19 protein-coding genes and 3 pseudogenes are annotated in these 17,644 nt (G+C 34.7%); 6 read left to right on the forward strand and 16 right to left on the reverse strand.

Features of this window, described 5'->3' with window-relative positions:
* Window positions 1-4 precede the first annotated feature (4 nt).
* The 10 genes and pseudogenes from LOK41_RS22465 to LOK41_RS22510 form a co-directional block, all read right to left on the reverse strand.
* On the reverse strand, window positions 5-1,426 hold the full coding sequence (locus LOK41_RS22465; RefSeq protein WP_241818375.1) for a hypothetical protein: 1,422 nt from the start codon (window positions 1,424-1,426) through the stop codon (window positions 5-7).
* Window positions 1,427-1,442: 16 nt separating this feature from the next.
* The gene (locus LOK41_RS22470) at window positions 1,443-2,528 is read right to left on the reverse strand and encodes a hypothetical protein (RefSeq protein ID WP_241818376.1); all 1,086 of its coding nucleotides are present in this window, start codon (window positions 2,526-2,528) and stop codon (window positions 1,443-1,445) included.
* 100 nt (window positions 2,529-2,628) lie between these two features.
* The gene (locus LOK41_RS22475) at window positions 2,629-2,922 is read right to left on the reverse strand and encodes a hypothetical protein (RefSeq protein WP_241818377.1); all 294 of its coding nucleotides are present in this window, start codon (window positions 2,920-2,922) and stop codon (window positions 2,629-2,631) included.
* Window positions 2,923-2,947: 25 nt separating this feature from the next.
* The gene (locus LOK41_RS22480; RefSeq protein WP_174103147.1) at window positions 2,948-3,187 is read right to left on the reverse strand and encodes a hypothetical protein; all 240 of its coding nucleotides are present in this window, start codon (window positions 3,185-3,187) and stop codon (window positions 2,948-2,950) included.
* 25 nt (window positions 3,188-3,212) lie between these two features.
* A complete protein-coding gene (locus LOK41_RS22485) occupies window positions 3,213-3,662 on the reverse strand; it encodes a hypothetical protein (RefSeq protein ID WP_241818378.1) in 450 nt (149 codons plus the stop codon).
* A 585-nt stretch (window positions 3,663-4,247) separates the two neighbouring features.
* Window positions 4,248-4,496, reverse strand: a complete 249-nt coding sequence (locus LOK41_RS22490; protein WP_098337359.1) for a hypothetical protein — start codon at window positions 4,494-4,496, stop codon at window positions 4,248-4,250.
* Between the two features lie 139 nt (window positions 4,497-4,635).
* Window positions 4,636-5,211, reverse strand: a complete 576-nt coding sequence (locus tag LOK41_RS22495; RefSeq protein ID WP_241818379.1) for a hypothetical protein — start codon at window positions 5,209-5,211, stop codon at window positions 4,636-4,638.
* Between the two features lie 41 nt (window positions 5,212-5,252).
* Complete coding sequence (locus LOK41_RS22500; protein ID WP_241818397.1) at window positions 5,253-5,678, reverse strand: type IV secretory system conjugative DNA transfer family protein; 426 nt, start codon at window positions 5,676-5,678, stop codon at window positions 5,253-5,255.
* A gap of 103 nt (window positions 5,679-5,781) precedes the next feature.
* Window positions 5,782-8,031 (reverse strand): annotated as a pseudogene (locus tag LOK41_RS22505) (SpaA isopeptide-forming pilin-related protein).
* Between the two features lie 150 nt (window positions 8,032-8,181).
* Window positions 8,182-8,391, reverse strand: a complete 210-nt coding sequence (locus tag LOK41_RS22510) for a helix-turn-helix domain-containing protein (RefSeq protein ID WP_241818380.1) — start codon at window positions 8,389-8,391, stop codon at window positions 8,182-8,184.
* Between the two features lie 141 nt (window positions 8,392-8,532).
* On the opposite strand from LOK41_RS22510, the gene LOK41_RS22515 reads away from it, so the two are divergent.
* On the forward strand, window positions 8,533-8,916 hold the full coding sequence (locus LOK41_RS22515) for a helix-turn-helix domain-containing protein (RefSeq protein WP_016133013.1): 384 nt from the start codon (window positions 8,533-8,535) through the stop codon (window positions 8,914-8,916).
* 272 nt (window positions 8,917-9,188) lie between these two features.
* On the opposite strand, the gene LOK41_RS22520 is transcribed toward LOK41_RS22515, so the two are convergent.
* A complete protein-coding gene (locus LOK41_RS22520) occupies window positions 9,189-9,440 on the reverse strand; it encodes a hypothetical protein (RefSeq protein WP_241818381.1) in 252 nt (83 codons plus the stop codon).
* Window positions 9,441-9,464: 24 nt separating this feature from the next.
* Complete coding sequence (locus tag LOK41_RS22525) at window positions 9,465-10,619, reverse strand: AimR family lysis-lysogeny pheromone receptor (protein WP_241818382.1); 1,155 nt, start codon at window positions 10,617-10,619, stop codon at window positions 9,465-9,467.
* A 485-nt stretch (window positions 10,620-11,104) separates the two neighbouring features.
* Here LOK41_RS22525 and LOK41_RS22530 point away from each other — a divergent pair, with 485 nt between their 5' ends.
* The 5 genes from LOK41_RS22530 to LOK41_RS22550 all read left to right on the forward strand — a co-directional run bounded on the left by LOK41_RS22530 (window position 11,105) and on the right by LOK41_RS22550 (window position 15,579).
* Window positions 11,105-12,076: a Replicase RepFR55 gene (locus tag LOK41_RS22530; RefSeq protein ID WP_241818383.1), complete on the forward strand. Its 972-nt coding sequence runs from the start codon at window positions 11,105-11,107 to the stop codon at window positions 12,074-12,076.
* 665 nt (window positions 12,077-12,741) lie between these two features.
* Window positions 12,742-13,293 (forward strand): DUF3967 domain-containing protein, encoded by a 552-nt coding sequence (locus LOK41_RS22535; RefSeq protein WP_241818384.1) that lies wholly within the window; start codon window positions 12,742-12,744, stop codon window positions 13,291-13,293.
* Window positions 13,294-13,543: 250 nt separating this feature from the next.
* Window positions 13,544-14,734 carry a ParM/StbA family protein gene (locus LOK41_RS22540; protein WP_241818385.1) on the forward strand — a complete coding sequence of 397 codons (1,191 nt, stop codon included), beginning with the start codon at window positions 13,544-13,546 and terminating at the stop codon, window positions 14,732-14,734.
* Window positions 14,735-14,743: 9 nt separating this feature from the next.
* Window positions 14,744-15,175 (forward strand): hypothetical protein, encoded by a 432-nt coding sequence (locus LOK41_RS22545; RefSeq protein WP_241818386.1) that lies wholly within the window; start codon window positions 14,744-14,746, stop codon window positions 15,173-15,175.
* A gap of 137 nt (window positions 15,176-15,312) precedes the next feature.
* On the forward strand, window positions 15,313-15,579 hold the full coding sequence (locus LOK41_RS22550) for a hypothetical protein (protein WP_241818387.1): 267 nt from the start codon (window positions 15,313-15,315) through the stop codon (window positions 15,577-15,579).
* A gap of 62 nt (window positions 15,580-15,641) precedes the next feature.
* Here the strand turns inward: LOK41_RS22550 and LOK41_RS22555 are convergent, their stop codons facing one another.
* The 4 genes and pseudogenes from LOK41_RS22555 to tnpA all read right to left on the reverse strand — a co-directional run bounded on the left by LOK41_RS22555 (window position 15,642) and on the right by tnpA (window position 17,540).
* Window positions 15,642-15,779 (reverse strand): Phr family secreted Rap phosphatase inhibitor, encoded by a 138-nt coding sequence (locus LOK41_RS22555; protein WP_221782227.1) that lies wholly within the window; start codon window positions 15,777-15,779, stop codon window positions 15,642-15,644.
* A 1-nt stretch (window position 15,780) separates the two neighbouring features.
* Window positions 15,781-15,936, reverse strand: a pseudogene (locus tag LOK41_RS22560) (tetratricopeptide repeat protein); the annotation flags it as partial.
* Window positions 15,937-16,062: 126 nt separating this feature from the next.
* Window positions 16,063-17,131, reverse strand: a pseudogene (gene tnpB / locus LOK41_RS22565) (IS200/IS605 family element RNA-guided endonuclease TnpB).
* Between the two features lie 10 nt (window positions 17,132-17,141).
* Complete coding sequence (gene tnpA, locus LOK41_RS22570; protein WP_241818388.1) at window positions 17,142-17,540, reverse strand: IS200/IS605 family transposase; 399 nt, start codon at window positions 17,538-17,540, stop codon at window positions 17,142-17,144.
* Window positions 17,541-17,644 lie beyond the last annotated feature (104 nt).

The raw sequence follows: 17,644 nt of genomic DNA on the forward strand, positions 1-17,644 counted from the left end.
TAACTCATGCAACTGTGTTTTGCTTCTTCGGATCCGTTGACGGATCAACTGGTGGCTTTGATTTCTCAGAATCCGTTGATGGTTCTATCGGTGGTTTCGGCTTATCTCCTCCATCCGTTGGTGGTTCCGCTGGCGGTTTTGGCTTATCTCCTCCGTCCTTTGGTGGTTCCACTGGCGGTTTTGGCTTATCTCCTCCGTCCTTTGGTGGATCCACTGGCGGTTTTGGCTTATCTCCTCCGTCCTTTGGTGGATCCACTGGCGGTTTTGGTTTATCTCCTCCATCCGTTGGTGGTTCTACCGGTGGCTTTGGCTTATCTCCTCCATCCGTTGGTGGTTCCACTGGCGGTTTTGGCTTATCTCCTCCGTCCTTTGGTGGATCCACTGGCGGTTTTGGCTTATCTCCTCCGTCCTTTGGTGGATCCACTGGCGGTTTTGGTTTATCTCCTCCATCCGTTGGTGGTTCCACTGGCGGTTTCGTATCCCCTGGATCCGTTGGCGGTTCCACTGGTGGTTTCGTATCTCCTGGATCCGTTGGTGGTTCCACTGGCGGCTTTGTATCCCCTAGATCCGTTGGCGGTTCCACTGGTGGTTTCGTATCTCCTGGATCCGTTGGTGGTTCCACTGGCGGTTTCGTATCTCCTGGATCCGTTGGTGGTTCCACTGGCGGTTTCGTATCTCCCAGATCCGTTGGCGGTTCCACTGGTGGTTTTGTATCTCCCGGATCCGTTGGCGGTTCCACTGGTGGTTTTGTATCTCCCGGATCCGTTGGTGGTTCCACTGGTGGTTTTGTATCTCCCGGATCCGTCGGTGGTTCTACTGGTGGTTTTGGTTTCTCCGGCTCTGTCGGTGGTTCTACTGGTGGTTTTGGTTTCTCTGGCTCTGTTGGTGGTTCTACAATCGCATCTGGTTGTTTCTCCGTTGAAGCCACATCTACAATGCTTGCTAATGATAAGTCTTTATTTTGATCACCAAATGCAAATTGGTCACCTTTAACTGTTACTTGTGGATTTCCATCTGTAATAACTGCAACCATATTATCCTTCGCTGTATCATGAATCGTTTTGTCAGAAGTTTCTTTGTCATAAAGAGCTAAAACACGAGAAGCTGTTTCATCTCCATTTTGAAGAGTACTTGCAATTGTCTTATCCTTATAATTCACTTTGTTTTTATCAATGTCTAAAACGTATGCAACCTCCTTATCCTGACTTTTTATCGCATTTTCTGTCATTGTTTCAAAGTCTTTTTTATTTATATCTTCTTTCTTTTCTTCTGGTTTATTTTTATCAACTTTTTTGGTTATAGCTGGCTTACTTTTTGCTGTTTCCTTACTTCCAAACCAACTACAACCAGCACCACCTAATAACAACGAACCACCTACAGCTACAATTCCCATCTGTCTAAAGAAATTTTGATAGTTTAATGGCATAGCGTTTCTTTCCCCCTTAGATTTCGCTTAATTCCTTATCAATTTTTTCGATTTTCGCTTTCTTTTCTTCTTCACTAAGAGTGGATTGCCCCACATCCTTTTTTTGTAGCTCTTTTACCTCTTTCATTAGCGTTTTATTTCCTTGTGTTTTGGCAAAAGTAAAGCAATCATCAAATTTCTTCTGATTCACATAAGCTTCAGCTACAAGTTTTTCACGTCTACCATCCATATTGACTTTGGCTTTTAATCGAATTACATCCTCATATTTCTTATTGAGTGCCGCCTTTTCAAAATCAATCACATCATTTTTAATATTTATTTCATTTATTTTTTTCATATTGTCGATACCGATATAGTAAGCTACAACACTCTCCGCAAATTTCGCTTCATACTGTATGGCCTTACTTGCCTTTCCACTTAATAAGTAAGAGAATAAGACTGCTTTTTGACTCTCTTTATCTAGCTCTTTATAATCCAATTTCTCAAACTCTTGAATTGCCTTTGGATATTGCTGAATAGAAGCTTGTTGAAGTCCTTTCACTAAATGCGTATCCGGCTGATTCGTTCTTGCTTCAACTGAATTTGTTGGGACAGTATACAAGGAAAAAACACTTACTGCTCCTACTACAATCCCGCCAACCGCTCCCCCGATAATTTGAAACAGATGTTTTTTGTTCCTGTTTCCTTTTTCTAAGGGAAGCTCTTCATTAGCATGTTGTTTCCCTCTAGTTCCGTTGTTTTCTTCTGGTTCTTTTACCTCTTCAGGTGGAGCAATTTCCTTTAAAAACTCTTCAATATCTTGTCGCATCAGTTCTAACAGTTCTTCTTTTTGTTCCTCTTGTTCCTCATCCATTTCCATGGCAGACAGTTTGTTTTCTACATGTTCATACAAATGTGAAGCATAACCAGCCCCTAGAGACAACGTCCCTGCATACAATTCATTGTCTTGATCTAAAATATGAAAATCTACATGGACAATACTTTCTTGCTCCTGTAACGTTTGTTCGAGTTGGTACGAAATCTTACAAGCATCCTGTAACGACATCTTCTGAAAACTTTTAATCTCTGGTATTGTGCTTTTGGTAAACATGACTTCTAACATAAATTGTGTCCTCCTCCCCTTTGTAACGCTCTACATTGGCATATAAAAAGAAGCTATACAATTGCATAGCTTCTTTACCAAAACGTATTTTGTTGTATCCTCACATCCAAAAGAACAAAATCGATCCAAATTTGATATTACTATTAATACCTTCTGCCAATCCCTTTGCACCCATTACAATGACTAACCCTACAGCCGCTCCAATAAACCACCCTTTACTCTGGTGTCTTCCTCGTTCTCCACCCCAAATCAGATAGTAACCACCGATACAAAATGCGATTGCCACACTAACGAGTCCCAGACGTTGGGCCCAGGTTAATACTGATTCACCTGTTTTAACTAAACTAGTCATACCATCTCCGGCACCTAGAATTAATTGGTTTAATTTAAACATATCCTACACTCTCCTTATATTTGTGTTATACAACTTCACTTGACTGCGAAAGATCCGCTGGACGTTCGGGTGCTCTACCAGAACCTTTTTCTTCTTCTACAAATAGAGTGAGTGCTTCTAATATTAATTCTTGATTTCCTTCAATGAACTGTTGATGCTGTGCATGGAGCCAATTCTGATAACTTTCTCCTTTGACTTTCAACAACTTTTCGACCAAGTCCCGTGACTTCTTTAAATCACGTTGTGTAACAGTTGGATTAGACAATTTATTACACCGCCTCTCTATCCACTTATTTATCGATATACATTTCCTTCATATTACGTACAAACACGTCTAATTCTTTTTCTAACTCAGATGGTTTGTATTTATCTAATGCAATTTGTTTTTTTAGCTTCCCTTTTTCATAATAAGCTAATGTTTCTCCATTTTGTTTTAAACCATAATCTGATTGGCTTTTCTTACCATCATAATTAGGGTGATTACTATCTAATTCCTTACCATTTACATCATTATTCTTTAATGTTCTTTGAACTTGATTCATATAGCCCGCTCGATCCTCTTTACGGAAAGAATACATTACAAATCCCGTTCCATCCTGTGACATGAATTTTTTCATTTCTTGAGGGCTTAATTCTTCAAGTTCTCCTTTCTTGCTATTAGAAAATACCAGTGTGGAACCAATCCCTAGGATTGCAACCAATGCAACAATAACGGCGATGAGTTTTGATTTTCGAGTCATACTTTAACCTCCCTATTATTATTAAACAAGCGATTTTGGAGTCTACTGAGAGTTCAGATCATTTCTCCACATCTGGTTATTATTATAGCAAGAATATTGGGAAAATAATGATTAATTACCATTTATGGCTGATATGGTAAACCCTATATTGGCATGCATATGAACATTCATCCCGACCGAACTTCATAAGCCCAATACTGCACAACATTTTGGCATGTACGTAGAACCTTGTGTATCTACTGTTTTTGTGTTCATCGCTTCTTCAGAATGTCACACTGGGATATTCCTCACGATTACTAACTCTTACAGATGATGGATACACCGTATTTTTCCCGTGGTCACAGGTGTGTTTTAAGTATCCACACACCGAACTTAGAAATCGTATACCCAACCCTTCTAGTGACCGTTTCGAAAGAGGGCACGCATGTGGAATTTTCAAAGGACAGTTGTGCATCGATAAGGAAAAACTTTCGTTTTGAGCGACTATAAAAATAGTTACGAAATTGTTGGTTTTTCCATTATCGTCGGATAAATCTATTTATCTCAGCACACTCCAAAACCGCTTGTTTGTTCTCGAAAATCGTCTTATTTCCGTCGTTGGCACACAGTCGTCAATTCATCATCCTGGTTTCTTCTCTTGGCAATTACTTTTTGTTTTTCATCCATGACTGAACGGACACGATAATAGATCTCTGCAACCCTTTCAATATTTCCTGTTGTATTTTCTACCGCTACCGCTCCTTTTAACTGATACACTTTGCCATCGAATGTTTTGACACTTTGTGCACGTGACGACGATATATCATAGAATGCAAGTCTCTGCTCTTTTCCCATGTGTATCGTCTCCTTCGAAAAGGGGAAGGACTTAAAATCCCCCCTTTCACTTTGTATAGTTTTCTAGCCATCTATATATCGTGAATGGCTGTGAAATCCCTAAAATCCTGATAAAAGTATTCCTTTTTGAAAGGTAAGACTATGCTAGAGCCGTTGTATCACATGAGGTGGTAATTCGTTGTGCTCCTTGTTTTCCGTATATATATTGCAAAACAGAATGAGACTCTACTACGATGGAAGTCTGAATATGATGGATGGAACTTTTCTCTAAAAACTGCTCCATATGAGGGATTGGATAAAGATCAAATTGATAAAACACAAGATGAATCGGTCGAATCTTTTTCTTTTCTGTTAAGAAGTGAAGGAAATGTGAAAGTGCTTCTCCTCTATCTTCATACGTACTAGCCATGGTATTCACATGGATATACATCACAACTTTTTGATGGTGTTCCAATTGTAACGACCTCGTACCACGTAACAAATCATGTCGCACGACTTGATAACCTTGTTTTCGCTTTTCCTGATGTGTATCTTCAAAAAACTGACCCGTCGGGTCGAAGATAAAAATATACTTTTGTTTTGCTTTTCTTACACTCTCAATCACTGTCCGATACGCTTCTTGAGGTGTTTTCGTTACATCTACACCCTTTTCCCCTCGATTCCAATCTTTCACCGTCTGTAGAAGCCCTGAGCACCTTTGAATGACTCCTAGCATATTTGTCTCTCCTTTCTCACTTCATTCCTTCAAATTGTGATTCAGTATTGAAAACCAAAGTATTCTCTCTTCTCGGACTGATTCTCATGTTGGTTCAGTATCTCTAAAAGCTTCTGAATGGTACCTTCTCTCGTCTGTTTTGCGGATAACACAAGCACCTTGAAAATTTGATAGGCTGGATGGCTGTTATCTAGTGAATTCGTAACTTCTGACAAGTATGTCTCTTGGTCATTCAACTTTTCTATGAATGCTCTAACTAATTCCCAATCTAAGTAATACAAGTCACCATGTCGTTGACTCAAATATAAGATACTGCCAGCCAATAATTTAGTTGCGGACTCAATCCAAAAGTCATATCGTTCTTTTGGCTTCACTACTGTTTGTGCAATAGATATGGCTTGGAGTAACTCTTCAGACAGCCAATCCCGTTTGGGATACTTCGTTCCTTTTCCCATTTCCCCTACCATCCAGGCATTTTTCTTCGTTATATGTGAAGGGGTAACAACAGGTGATTGCCTTACTGTACCGATGTAGACTCCTGACATTTCAATTCATCTCCTCTTTGATTTGTCATTCTGCTTTTTTACGATTTCTTAGTGCAAATACCGCTCCTGTAAAACCAAGTGCGATACATACAATCCCAATCCATTTTATGTATGGATTTTCAGCTTCACCGCCTGTTGTAGGAAGATTGTTTTCTACTTTCTTTTGTGTTTGTTCTAGTTGAGGTTTTGTAACAATCTGTTGTGGTTTCTCTGGTTGTGGTGTAACTGGTTTTTCTGTTACTTTTGGTTGTTCCGGCTGCTCTGGTTGTGGTATTTCAGGTTTCTCCGGTTTTTGTGGTTGTTCTGGTTGATGTGGTGTCTCTGGTGTTGGTTTCTTCTCATCTTTCACCGTATGCTTGATAATCTGGCCATCCTTTTTTATCTCAAAAAAGAAGGTCTCTTCGTTAATTAAATAGCCGTCAGGTGCAATCGTCTCTTTGTATGTGTACTTCCCAGCCGAAAGTTTTTCAAATGTTGCAATTCCCTCTTCGTTTGTCTTACCTTTCACAACTTCCTTTCCTTGCTCATCATAGATTGTGAACTCTGCTCCTGGGAGTTTATTATTCCCATCCGCTAGATCCACCTTCGTAATAACAAGAGAACCTGTAATTTGCTTATTTTTAACTGTTAATTCAATTGTTTTTCCATTCTCGGAAATGTTAAAAGGAATTGGGTCTTTTGAAAGAACATAGCCCCCTGGAGCTTGCTTTTCTACAAACTGATACGAACCGAACGGTAAATCCTTGATTTGAATCTTTCCACTTTTATCTGTTTTATGTTCGCTGATTTTCTTTCCTTTACTATCCTGAAGGATGAATGTTGCCCCTTCTAATTTCTTCTCAGGATTTTCTGCATCGACTTTAAGAAGTTGCACATTTCCTTTTACTTCTTTGTTTTCCACTATAAATGTGAGTGTTTTTCCTTGTTCTTTAATTTGGAATGGATACTTTGTTTTGTTTAAAAGATGTCCTTCTGCACCTTTTGTCTCCATAAAGTAGTAATCCCCATGGGAAAGATCCTTTACCTGAGCAATTCCTTTCTCATTGGTAACCACCTTGGTGATTTCTTTTCCCCCTTGATATACAGTGAACTCTACGCCCGGAAGAACTTTTCCGCTATCACTCAATTTCTTAATTTCGATATTCCCCTTGATTCTGGCATTTTCCACTGTGATTGTTGCAATCTCACCTGTTTTGACTTCCAGCGTTTGCGGGTTATCGTTTCTTACATATCCAGTAGGAGCTTTTACTTCTTTCAAAGTATATGTACCAATCTCTAGACCATAAAGGCTTGCTGTTCCTTGCTCATTTGTCGTGATGGTACCTACTTTTTGATTGGTACTATTGAATACTTCAAATACAGCACCAGCTAAAACTTCCTACTGTTCTCCCACCTTTACCACTTTCAATCCGCCAAGTGACTTCCAGTGTACACGTAGATCTGTGCTTACTTTTTCTTCATTTCTTTCTAATAAAACCGTTGCATCCTGTATTTTGTCATTTCCCTTATAAGCTACTGCATGTAACTTAGAAAGGTTAGAAGATACTTTCAAGGAAAAAGTACCACTCTGAGAGGATTTCGGTACAAGGATACGGAATTGTTCTCCTAGGTTGAACTGTTGTTTCTCTTCTCCGTTTGTTGAAACAACTTTTGTTCCAGTTGGTGCATTAGATAGTTGTACCGTAAATACACCGTTCTTTGCATTACTTTCTACTTGATACAATGTCGTCTCAAAGTACTCATTGTTTAATTTCGCTTCTTGATTGTCTGTTGGTGTTACATTCATGTACAGTTCTTGTGTTTCCTGACTCGCATCTGCCTCAGCAATAATTGCTTTTACGGCTTTGGCAACATTCGCATTTTTATGCTGAACTTCATTAATGTCAATTTGCCCTAGTGCCGACCAAACAGAAATCTGCGTTGCATAATGCGCCTCTTGCCAATTTGAAACACCCAGTTCTTCTGGACTCTTTTGTGGGTATCCATTTAGAAGTACTCGGTACACAATATTATCTGTGCGCCCCATCTCTGGAAGGTCGTTTCCATTGGGACTGAGTTTTCCATACGTTAGGCAGTACGCAATTTGACCATTTGTATTCTTCAGTAATTCTGTCCGTAGTTCTTTCCCGTACATGGGGCTATAACTCCATTTCATTTCATATCTCTCACGTTTAATGACTTCAGCACTCGCTTTCGTCAGTGGAAATACAAAATTCAGAACAACTAGAAGCATACTCATAGCAATGAGTAACGTTTGATACGATCGTTTCAACATGACTAACAGCTCCCTCATATTATGCAGTTTTCAAAGAACGAAAATCAGAATTTTCAGAACTAAAAACTTAAAAAATAAAAATAAAATTGTACCTTTTCTTCATTACTGATTTACAATATAAATGTATAATTGTATATTACTAAGAATGTTTCATTCCAACCTTGCTCGATAATACGTTGCGAAAAAGAGGCTCTCGATAGGTACTCCCAAAAAATCCGATATACTTTTTGCCCGACTAGAAATCAGACCTTTCCTTCCTGATTCTACATCATACAAAGTACTAACTGGAAGTTTGGAACCATTTGAAACCTCATTAATTGTATAGCCCTTTGATTCACGAATTTCTCTTAGAACTGTCAAATATCTCACCCCCTTATTTACAGTTTATTCGTCTTTAAGCCTAAAGTCAACACTTAAAGTTCATATTTTTAACACTATAAGTGTAAAAATATGGGGGCTCTTCTTAAAACCTACTTGTTTAAAATTGGAGTGATAACTTATATGAAGATTGAAGAAAACGTACTAGGAAAAAACATAAAAAAGTTAAGGGCTTTAAAAGGAGTAAATCGCAAAGAAATGGCAGAAGATCTTAAAACTACGTATAGGACTGTTTCTAGTTGGGAAACAGGAGAAAAAAAACCTCGCCTAAACAAATTAGAAGAAATCGCAAATTATTTTGACGTTAATACAGCTTCTTTATTAAAGAGTGAAATCCCTGATAAAGAATTATTGAATACTATAAAGGGAGAGGATCCTGTTGAACGTCTAGCCCGACTGCTTTATGAAAAGTACATGAGCGTTCCAGATAAACATAAACCTAGAATTGAAGAAGAATTACTCAAATATGCAAACAAATTAAAGATGCAAATTGATAAAGAAGAATAGAGGGTCCCTACGATTGAGACTCTCTTATTCTTCTTTGCAGCTATATTCTGAACATAATTCAATAATTTCACCAAATGTTTGTAAATCCATCTCTTTTATAATCTCTGCAAGCTCATATATACTTAATTTCATGTCTATCCCCCTCCATTTTAAGATTGTGAATTTAGAAACATAAATTTCACAATTCCTTATTTAGAAATTTATAAAACATTTTATAAAAGCACAAAAGACACCGTTTAAACGATGTCTTTTTTAATAAACAAGATTAAGAATCAGCCGCCACCACCGGGATCAACCATTCTAGTCATTATGGATTTATTAACTTTATATTTCAAATTAGATTCATGTGATTCGAATAAACTCGGAGAGCCTCCACCAGGATCTACATTCATATAAGAAACAAATTGATTATCAACATGTTTAAATTTAAAATGCCATTGATGCGATACCAATTTATTTGATAAACCATTTACTATTGTTATCAAAAGTAAGGTAACTACTATGGATTCAAATAACTTTTTCACTCTATTCTCTCCTTCCTGTAAAACTTACATTACAATTTCTACATATTCTTCATATACTCTTTCTGCAAATTTCCCGTACAAGAAATCATTATTTGACTTAAACATATTAATAGATTTCTTTATTAATGCTAAATCATCCTTAGCCATCCCCATATAGCATGTCTGCAATGGTGATAAGTACCCTTTCTGCATTTCAATTTTCTCTAATATACTTATTGCTTCATTTTTTTCCCCTTCCTTAATTAAAAAAAGCGCAAACTCAGCGGGATGAAGTTTATTAAATTCTATTTTATCTATATCTTTCCACCAGACAATTCTTATAAAATTGATATCGTTTAACGCTATCATAAATTTTAAACTCTCTTTCGCCCCACTCAATATATTTAAAGCTTCCAAAAAGAATTTTAAAGACTTATTGTAATCAGAGAACATGTAACTTTCTCCACGCCTAATATTCAAAAATGCTTCCATGACCGGGAAAAATTTCAGATCTCTATATGTCCTTAAATATGTATTATTTTCTTCAAAATCTTGACACAAATCTTTTCTTAAAAGCGAATAACTCCATAGTTCTTTTACCCAAAAATAATATAAATTCTTTAAATAACTATTAGTCACTAATTTCATATTATTTTCAATCCTAATCTTATATCCTTCCATCAATCCAAAATCACCTAAATCACATAAAATTAGCATACTAAGTATGTCACAATAGATTTCTATATCGTAATTTTTTTTATTGGTTATGGTTCTCGCTTTTTCAATATCTAAATATATATCTTTGACATTTTCTCCATCCAAACGAGCAATATATAAACTAAAAATTTTTTCCAATCGCCTCATTTCAATGTCGTCACTTTTCTTGCATAGTTGCGAAATAAACTTCATTAATTTCAAGTAATCGTTTAAATGGGCAATTGCAAATGCGACTTTTATATTTATATTCATTCTATCTTTTAAAGTACTTAAATAATTAATAATCATTTGTTCTTGCTTATCTTTATCATTTTCAAAAACAATATATACAATTTTAGAAAAAGTATATACTGATAATGCATTATTCTTGTTAAAGTAATTTGAAATGGTTGATTTAGCAACACCAACCTCTTTTGCAAGGTCTGTGTATGTCATATTTTTAAATGATATGTAATCATCAATTTCTTTTGCTAGATTCTTCATATATATTCACCTCTTTCTCAGCAATATTCAGTTGAGTTTATAAAATATTCAGAAACATATATTTAAGGCGATTATACCATAACAAAAAACTCCCTATTTTCTCATTAATTAACGGAATATTCAGTATATTAAAGGCGGATGAATACTAATTTCATCTATATTTTTCTCTTTAACATTAAATATGAACTTTAAGTGTTGATATTCTCCAAACGGAATTGTAGAATATAAATAACTTATCTATGTACGTAGGTGTTATAAACCAAAATAAAAAACCCCACCGTCCAGTTTTTAATTGGTTTCTAGTTTGGCGACCGGATCCAATTAAAAACTCCAAAAGATAGGGTTTTAATTCACACTACAAATGTATGTGTTTTTCTTTAGTATCATGCTCGATATTAGAATTATATCATAAGGTACATACTATGTGAATATAAAACCTCTGTTTTCTTGTTTATTTGTGGTGGGAAAAATAGGAGGTTTTTTTTGTGTTACTTCAAAACTTTTTGCTCAGTCGAGCAAAGGCCGAATTAAGTCCCCGAATCAAACACTTATCCAAAACACCTGGGGCTATTAATCAAGCAATCAAGAAAGTTACTACTTATATTGATAATATTGTCCTAGAATGTGAAGGTGCGACTACAAAAGATTATCTTACACCACGAAAATATGAAGCTTTAGAAATAGTTTTATCATACTTGGTACAAGAAGGATACTCTCAAGTAAAACAAGATCATATCAGCAAAAAAACAGGTATTTCAAAACCAATTATTAACTACGTGTTTAATTGGTTACAAGACTTGGGAGTGTGTCAACAAATCAAAGTACGAAGACATGGTAAAATTGCCCCATCAATTTACATTTTAACTCTACACAACAATTACTTAAAAATTATTGAATACTTCAAGATGAAATGGGCTGTAGTAATTGATGTATGCTCTACTTTCACTAAATTTTTAAAGGAAAAATTCTTTAAGAAAGCTGTTGTATCTAATCATAAGAAACAGACTGTTTCACCTAATGGAGTAAATATTTTTAGTTTTGAGGAGTCGAATAACACAGCTACTCCTACTCGAAATACCAATGACAGATTTCACGATTTAGATGAGTATTTAAGTGAAGATCAGAAAAAAGCATATCAATATATTATGAGTCAGCCTATCACATACTTAACAGAAAAAGATGCTTATACAATCGCTTTAAGATTGCCAAGAAACATCAATACCTATCAGCGATGGGATTTTGAAAAATGCGTAGAATGGTTTGAATATAATCAAGCTGAAATAAGTAATCCTGCTCATTTTATGAAGATGTATACTGAAAAAACTAAACAAAGAAACGAACATAACACAAACGTTGAATATGTAGAAAAATATGAAAGTAAACTTATTTTTCATAATTGGGTTGATGACCCAAAATTTGATCCTATACTACGAAAATTGAATACAAATCAACACTAATTTTCAAATAAAAAACATATATATTCCAGCCTTGCTCAAAAAAATTATATACAGCAAGGCTATTTGTCATGTATTTCTATAATTCTCGATTAATTTATCCCTTTTTTATATGAGAACCTTCAAAAACAAACTTCATCTTCTATTATTTTCATCCACTTTCCAGACATTTAATCTATGAAACTTCCAACTTTATAACTCTGAAAATTCTACCATTTACTGATAAATTAACTTTGAAATTTACTAAGATAAAATCTTAGAAAGCTTGTTAGAGTAAGACTCACAGTTCAAAAATGAATCCTAATGTTTTTATTGATTTTAATTTTAAAAAACAAGAATTAATAAATAAGATGATCTTAAATCAGGATTTAATTTTAAAAAGGCATTCTGTCTCTTTTTAGGGAGAATCTACATACCTTGTCTAATGCTTATATAAGTACTTGAAATAGGAACAAGGATTCCCTAAACAACTACACTATTAATGGCTATATTGTAAATTGAATGTTTTATCCTTATCAATATTTGTAGAAGTTAAGTAGTTTGATATTTTATATGGAAATATATAACGAGGCATAGGGAATCTTTTCATTAAAAAATAAAGATAAAATGTAGGAGTTTTAACAAATAATGTGGAAGCGTTCCATATAAAAACTAAGGAGGTAGAACAGTTGCAAGAACGCTCGTTTTGGACGAAGGAAGTTGCCGAACGCTTAGAAATAGGAACCAGCACACTTAGAAAGTGGTGTATTGCCTTGGAGCAAGAAAACTACTCTTTTGTTAAAGGTGCAAAAAATAGTCGTGCTTTTGTTCAAAAGGATATTCAAGTACTAGAACAGATGAAAAAGCTGATCCAAGAAGCTGGAATGAGCATTGAAAGTGCTGTGAAGGTTGTTTTATCTGTTCCATTTGTTGAGAATGAAGAAGACAAAATTTCTGAAAAAAATAGTAGAACGCCTAGCGTTCTTCCTGAGAACACAATAATTATTAATCAAGAGTTTATAGAAAAATTACTACAAGAGCAAATATTACTGAAAGAAAAAATCCAACAACTCGAACGTATAGAAATAATGAATGCCGAACGCTTAGAACGCATGGAGAACAGATATGATGAACGTGATTCGTTACTATTAACGCATGTTAGAGAAATTCAAGAAACAAAAAGGCTTATTGCAGCATCACAAAATAAAGAAGAAAAAAAATGGTGGGAATTCTGGAAATAATGAGATTCATTATAACTTAAAATAATTTAATATAAATAGTTATAATTTATTTAAAATTATAATTAACCATAACACCGTCCTTTAATTCTAAATAACAAATCATTTTTAAATAAAGGTAAATTATTTTAATTTAAAATAATTTACCTTTATTTATTTTGTTGCGTTCAATAATGATTTACGATAAAATACAATTAATATAATTTAAAATTAATTAAAATGAATTCTTTTCAATTAGAAAGGGGTAATATAAATGAAAATAAATTACTTTGTGGAAGATGATAACGGAAATTCAGAGAAAAAGATTACGATTAACGGAGAAATGTTGAAATTCCCAAATACATATAGTTACGTTTACAAAGAACCAGTTCCAATGGAAAAAAAAATTGAGGAATTAGTATATGGTTTATTTCACAATATGGATGTAACTGTAAATTCTTCAGCATTAAAAGGCCAAGTAGCTCAAAGAATCTTCGTCGGTGAACGTGCGATTCGATCAGGTGCAGATCTTCAAAACCTTAACATTAGATCAAATCGTGGAAAGCATAAACAAGATACTACAATTATGACCACAGTTAGTGCAATTGCTTGTCGTGCAGTTCAAGATATGTTTAAAAATGAGGGTTCTTTGGAAGAGGGAGCAAATATTGAAACTAATATTTCAATGGTCACAGCTCTACCTGCATCAGAATGGAATAAAGAAAAAGCAAAAGAACTATCTGAAAGATTTACAAATAGTAGTCACCATGTGACAGTTAATGTTGGTGATGTAAGAATTTACGTAACTTTAAAATTTGAAAAGGTTATTGTTGTACAAGAAGGAACGGTTGCACTATTTGCACTGATTGAAGATGGAAAAGGTAACTATAGAAATGACGACTTATTTGATGAATTTAAAGAAATGTATGATATGAAGGATATAACAGGTGAATATTTCAGTGAAAAGCGTCTTCTTCATATAGATATAGGCGACGGAACTACCGAATATGTAGTTACTAAAGGGTATGACTATGATAATGACCACTCTTCTGGAGAAAGACATGGTATAGGTCATGCGATTGAACGTGCTAAAAAAGACTTTGAAGATGAATGGGGATTCTCTGTAGAAAGACAAGAGTTTGCTGGGTATCTAAAAGAAGAGCATCCTAAATATTATGAAGATGCTAAGAAATTTCTAGCAAGAGCAAAGTTTAATTTAGCTGATGAAGTGTTAGATACTGCGGAAACTAAGTTACAAGATTTAAAATATGATGTAGACGTGGTTGTTGTCTATGGTGGTGGAAGTATTCAATTAAAAGAAAATCTTTTTGAGGACTTAAAAGAAATTTGTGATTCTAAAAAAATTAAAATACTATGGATTAAATCCAAGTATGCAACAGAAATGAATGTACAAGGCATGACAGTATTCAGCTCAATTGCACTTCAAACAGAACAAGTAAACTAGGTGATTATGATGGCAAAACCAAAAGCGATTCAAATTCCATTATCAGAAAAGATGCGTCAAAGATGCCCGGAATTATTCGTTTGGATAGATGCTCAGGAAAACCCAAACGAAGCAACAAGAAAGGTTTTAGAACATTTTATCTCATTGTATGGAACACAAAGCGTTGATAGTGATGAAGTGAAGCTGGGAATGGCAAAAGATCTTCTTAGTGCAAAAGGGATGCTACAAGGAGATATACCAAGAGGTGTATCTTCCCTAGCGCCTTTAACATACAGAAAACAAGAAGAAGGTAGTTCAATTAAAGAAAACGAAATATCAAATAAAGTCGCTAAAGAAGAAAATAGGACGAATGATAATATTGAAAAATCTGAAGAAAAGATTGAAGAAGAGACAGTAAATAAACCTATAAAAAGAAATATGGATATAAATAAATGGCTCTAAGATAACTTACAATTAGTATCTGTATGAGAAGAAGCTAAAGACAAAATATGCATAAATACAACACGGAGTGCTTACTTTTTAGAGAAGGCACTCTTTTTGATATTTTTTATAAAAAGAACAAAAAGAGGTGATTATTGATGAGCATTTCAGTGGCTAATGGAAGACGATGGTTGAAGACTTTAAAATTACTTGGATATTTTACAATAGTATTGGGATTAATTTTAAGTATATTATATTTACTAAAAACATTTTTTTTACAAGTATTAGGAATCTTAGTGATCGTAGTATTTTTGGCAATAGGCTTTTATTATCTAGCTTACTTATTATTTGGGATTATTAGTTTACTTTTTATTATTGGAAGTGTTATAGCTGCTATTGGATTTATAGCATTTATCTTTGGTTAGTATAAAAAGAGGTGATAACCACTGAAAGTCAATAATTATCACCCCTTTTATATAATCAATTTTCAGCCGGTATTTCCATCAGCCATAAGATATACTGAGTATTTCTCTAAAGCTAAATTTTCAGTACTTTGAGAGTTTAGTCCAAGTGTAAGAATCCCTACTACCATAATACTCATTAAGATAATTTTCATTTTTTTCATGTTATTTCAATGCCTCCTTTTCAAAAATCTGTTCTTTTGCCTCATAACTTAAATAAAAATACTTACTTGCTTTTTCGAATTTCTTTTCAGCATGAAATTTAACGGCTAATAATTCACAATATTCTTGTACATACTCCCATAAGTTTTCGCTTGTGAACTACCCGCCACTTAACGTCCTTACGGACTGTTTGAAGTGGGGGCTTCTCGGGAAGTAGATACTTTTATTAGCTATCTATATTTACCAAGCTATAAGGGCAGTCCCTGCCCCTAAAGAAAATACCAATTACATGGTTAGTTTTAGCAAGTTGATACTTGCGTTTACATCTCTATCATGATGCCTATTACATTCAGGACAAGTCCATTCTCTAAGGTTCAGATTCTTGACATCCTTGTTTTTATAGCCACAGCAAGAACATAGTTGACTACTTGCATAATTCTTAGGTGCGATTATCAAATCACGCCCTTTCCATATTGCTTTATAGGCAAGGTATTCTCTGAATTTAGACCAAGATACTTCGCTGATTGCTTTGGCTAACTTGTGATTCCTTTGCATATTCTTCACTTTCAAGTCCTCAATCACAATTACTTGGTTTTCGTTTGTGATTTCATTACTTATCTTGTGAAGAAAGTCATTACGTTGATTAGCAATCTTTTCATGAAGTCTTGTTTCGATTGTTTGAACCCTTCTTTTTGCGTGACAAAGAACGTTGCAGAAAGGCTAATCTTTTTTCAAGCTTTCTCAACCATTTAGTGTTTGCATATTTTATACCATTAGACAGTATCGCGAAGTCTTTCAATCCTACGTCAACACCAACTTTTGTGTCGATTTTTGGGAGTAGTTGTTCATTTTCTTCTATCAAAACCGATACAAAGTACTTACCAGTAGACGTTTGTGAAACTGTAACCGACTTAATCAATCCAAAGGATTGTCTATGTTGCTTAATCTTTACCAATGTCTTTAATTTTGGTAGCTTGATATAACCGTTCTCAATGCAAACTGTTCCTTTTTGGTTATTTGTTGTATAACTACGGTGGTTATCTTTCTTACTTTTGAATTTTGGAAATCCAACGGATTTATCACGAAAAAAGTTAGCATATGCTTTGTTCAAATTCATTTGGGCATTCGCTAACGCAAGGCTATCAACTTCTTTTAGAAACGGAAATGCAGCCTTATACTGTGCAGGAGTAGGATACTTGATAGATTTATCAGGTTTATCTTGTGATTCTTGATAAGATTCGATTCTATCAGCAAGCATCTTGTTGTATACAAACCGAACACATCCGAAAGTTTTTGCAAAAAACATTCGTTGTTCTTTATTTGGATAGATACGATATTTGTATGCTTTCAACATTTTCTACACCTCACTTTTTGCCTTGATTTTCAATATATTTCTTAACTACGTCTAGTGGTGATCCACCTGTAGTCATCAAACAAAAACTTCTTGACCAAAACATCTCTTTCCAAAGCTTCTTTTTCACTTGAGGAAAGTCTCTCTTTATTAATCGAGAACTTGCACTCTTATATGCATTGATAAACTTTGTCATTTCGGTATTAGGATGCGCCTTGAACAAGATATGTACATGGTCAACATCATGATTCCATTCTACCAATGTTATATTGTATTTCTCAGATAACCGTACAAACATGTCTTTTGCATAGTCTGACATATCATCATCAAATACATTTCTTCTGTATTTCACGACTAATACAAGGTGATAATACAATAGGAACACTGAATGATTATTACTATCTAATTTCACTGTTATACCAACCTTTATTATTTATAATACTGATTATATCAGAACAAAAAAATAAAAAGCAAAGTTAAGTGCTTTTTAGCTACGCCAAACCGAAATTCATCTCC

Source organism: Bacillus sp. TL12 (assembly GCF_022625245.1).
Taxonomy (GTDB): Bacteria; Bacillota; Bacilli; order Bacillales; family Bacillaceae_G; genus Bacillus_A.

Excerpts from the sequence above, each read along its gene's own strand:
- LOK41_RS22525 (WP_241818382.1), bottom strand. The coding sequence starts at position 10,619 with ATGAAGAATCTAGCAAAAGAAATTGATGATTACATATCATTTAAAAAT.
- LOK41_RS22475 (WP_241818377.1), bottom strand. The coding sequence starts at position 2,922 with ATGTTTAAATTAAACCAATTAATTCTAGGTGCCGGAGATGGTATGACT.
- LOK41_RS22485 (WP_241818378.1), bottom strand. The coding sequence starts at position 3,662 with ATGACTCGAAAATCAAAACTCATCGCCGTTATTGTTGCATTGGTTGCA.
- LOK41_RS22555 (WP_221782227.1), bottom strand. The coding sequence starts at position 15,779 with ATGAAAAAAATGAAAATTATCTTAATGAGTATTATGGTAGTAGGGATT.
- LOK41_RS22550 (WP_241818387.1), top strand. The coding sequence starts at position 15,313 with ATGAGCATTTCAGTGGCTAATGGAAGACGATGGTTGAAGACTTTAAAA.
- LOK41_RS22540 (WP_241818385.1), top strand. The coding sequence starts at position 13,544 with ATGAAAATAAATTACTTTGTGGAAGATGATAACGGAAATTCAGAGAAA.
- LOK41_RS22490 (WP_098337359.1), bottom strand. The coding sequence starts at position 4,496 with ATGGGAAAAGAGCAGAGACTTGCATTCTATGATATATCGTCGTCACGT.
- LOK41_RS22545 (WP_241818386.1), top strand. The coding sequence starts at position 14,744 with ATGGCAAAACCAAAAGCGATTCAAATTCCATTATCAGAAAAGATGCGT.
- LOK41_RS22515 (WP_016133013.1), top strand. The coding sequence starts at position 8,533 with ATGAAGATTGAAGAAAACGTACTAGGAAAAAACATAAAAAAGTTAAGG.
- LOK41_RS22495 (WP_241818379.1), bottom strand. The coding sequence starts at position 5,211 with ATGCTAGGAGTCATTCAAAGGTGCTCAGGGCTTCTACAGACGGTGAAA.
- LOK41_RS22465 (WP_241818375.1), bottom strand. The coding sequence starts at position 1,426 with ATGCCATTAAACTATCAAAATTTCTTTAGACAGATGGGAATTGTAGCT.
- LOK41_RS22470 (WP_241818376.1), bottom strand. The coding sequence starts at position 2,528 with ATGTTAGAAGTCATGTTTACCAAAAGCACAATACCAGAGATTAAAAGT.
- LOK41_RS22500 (WP_241818397.1), bottom strand. The coding sequence starts at position 5,678 with ATGGTAGGGGAAATGGGAAAAGGAACGAAGTATCCCAAACGGGATTGG.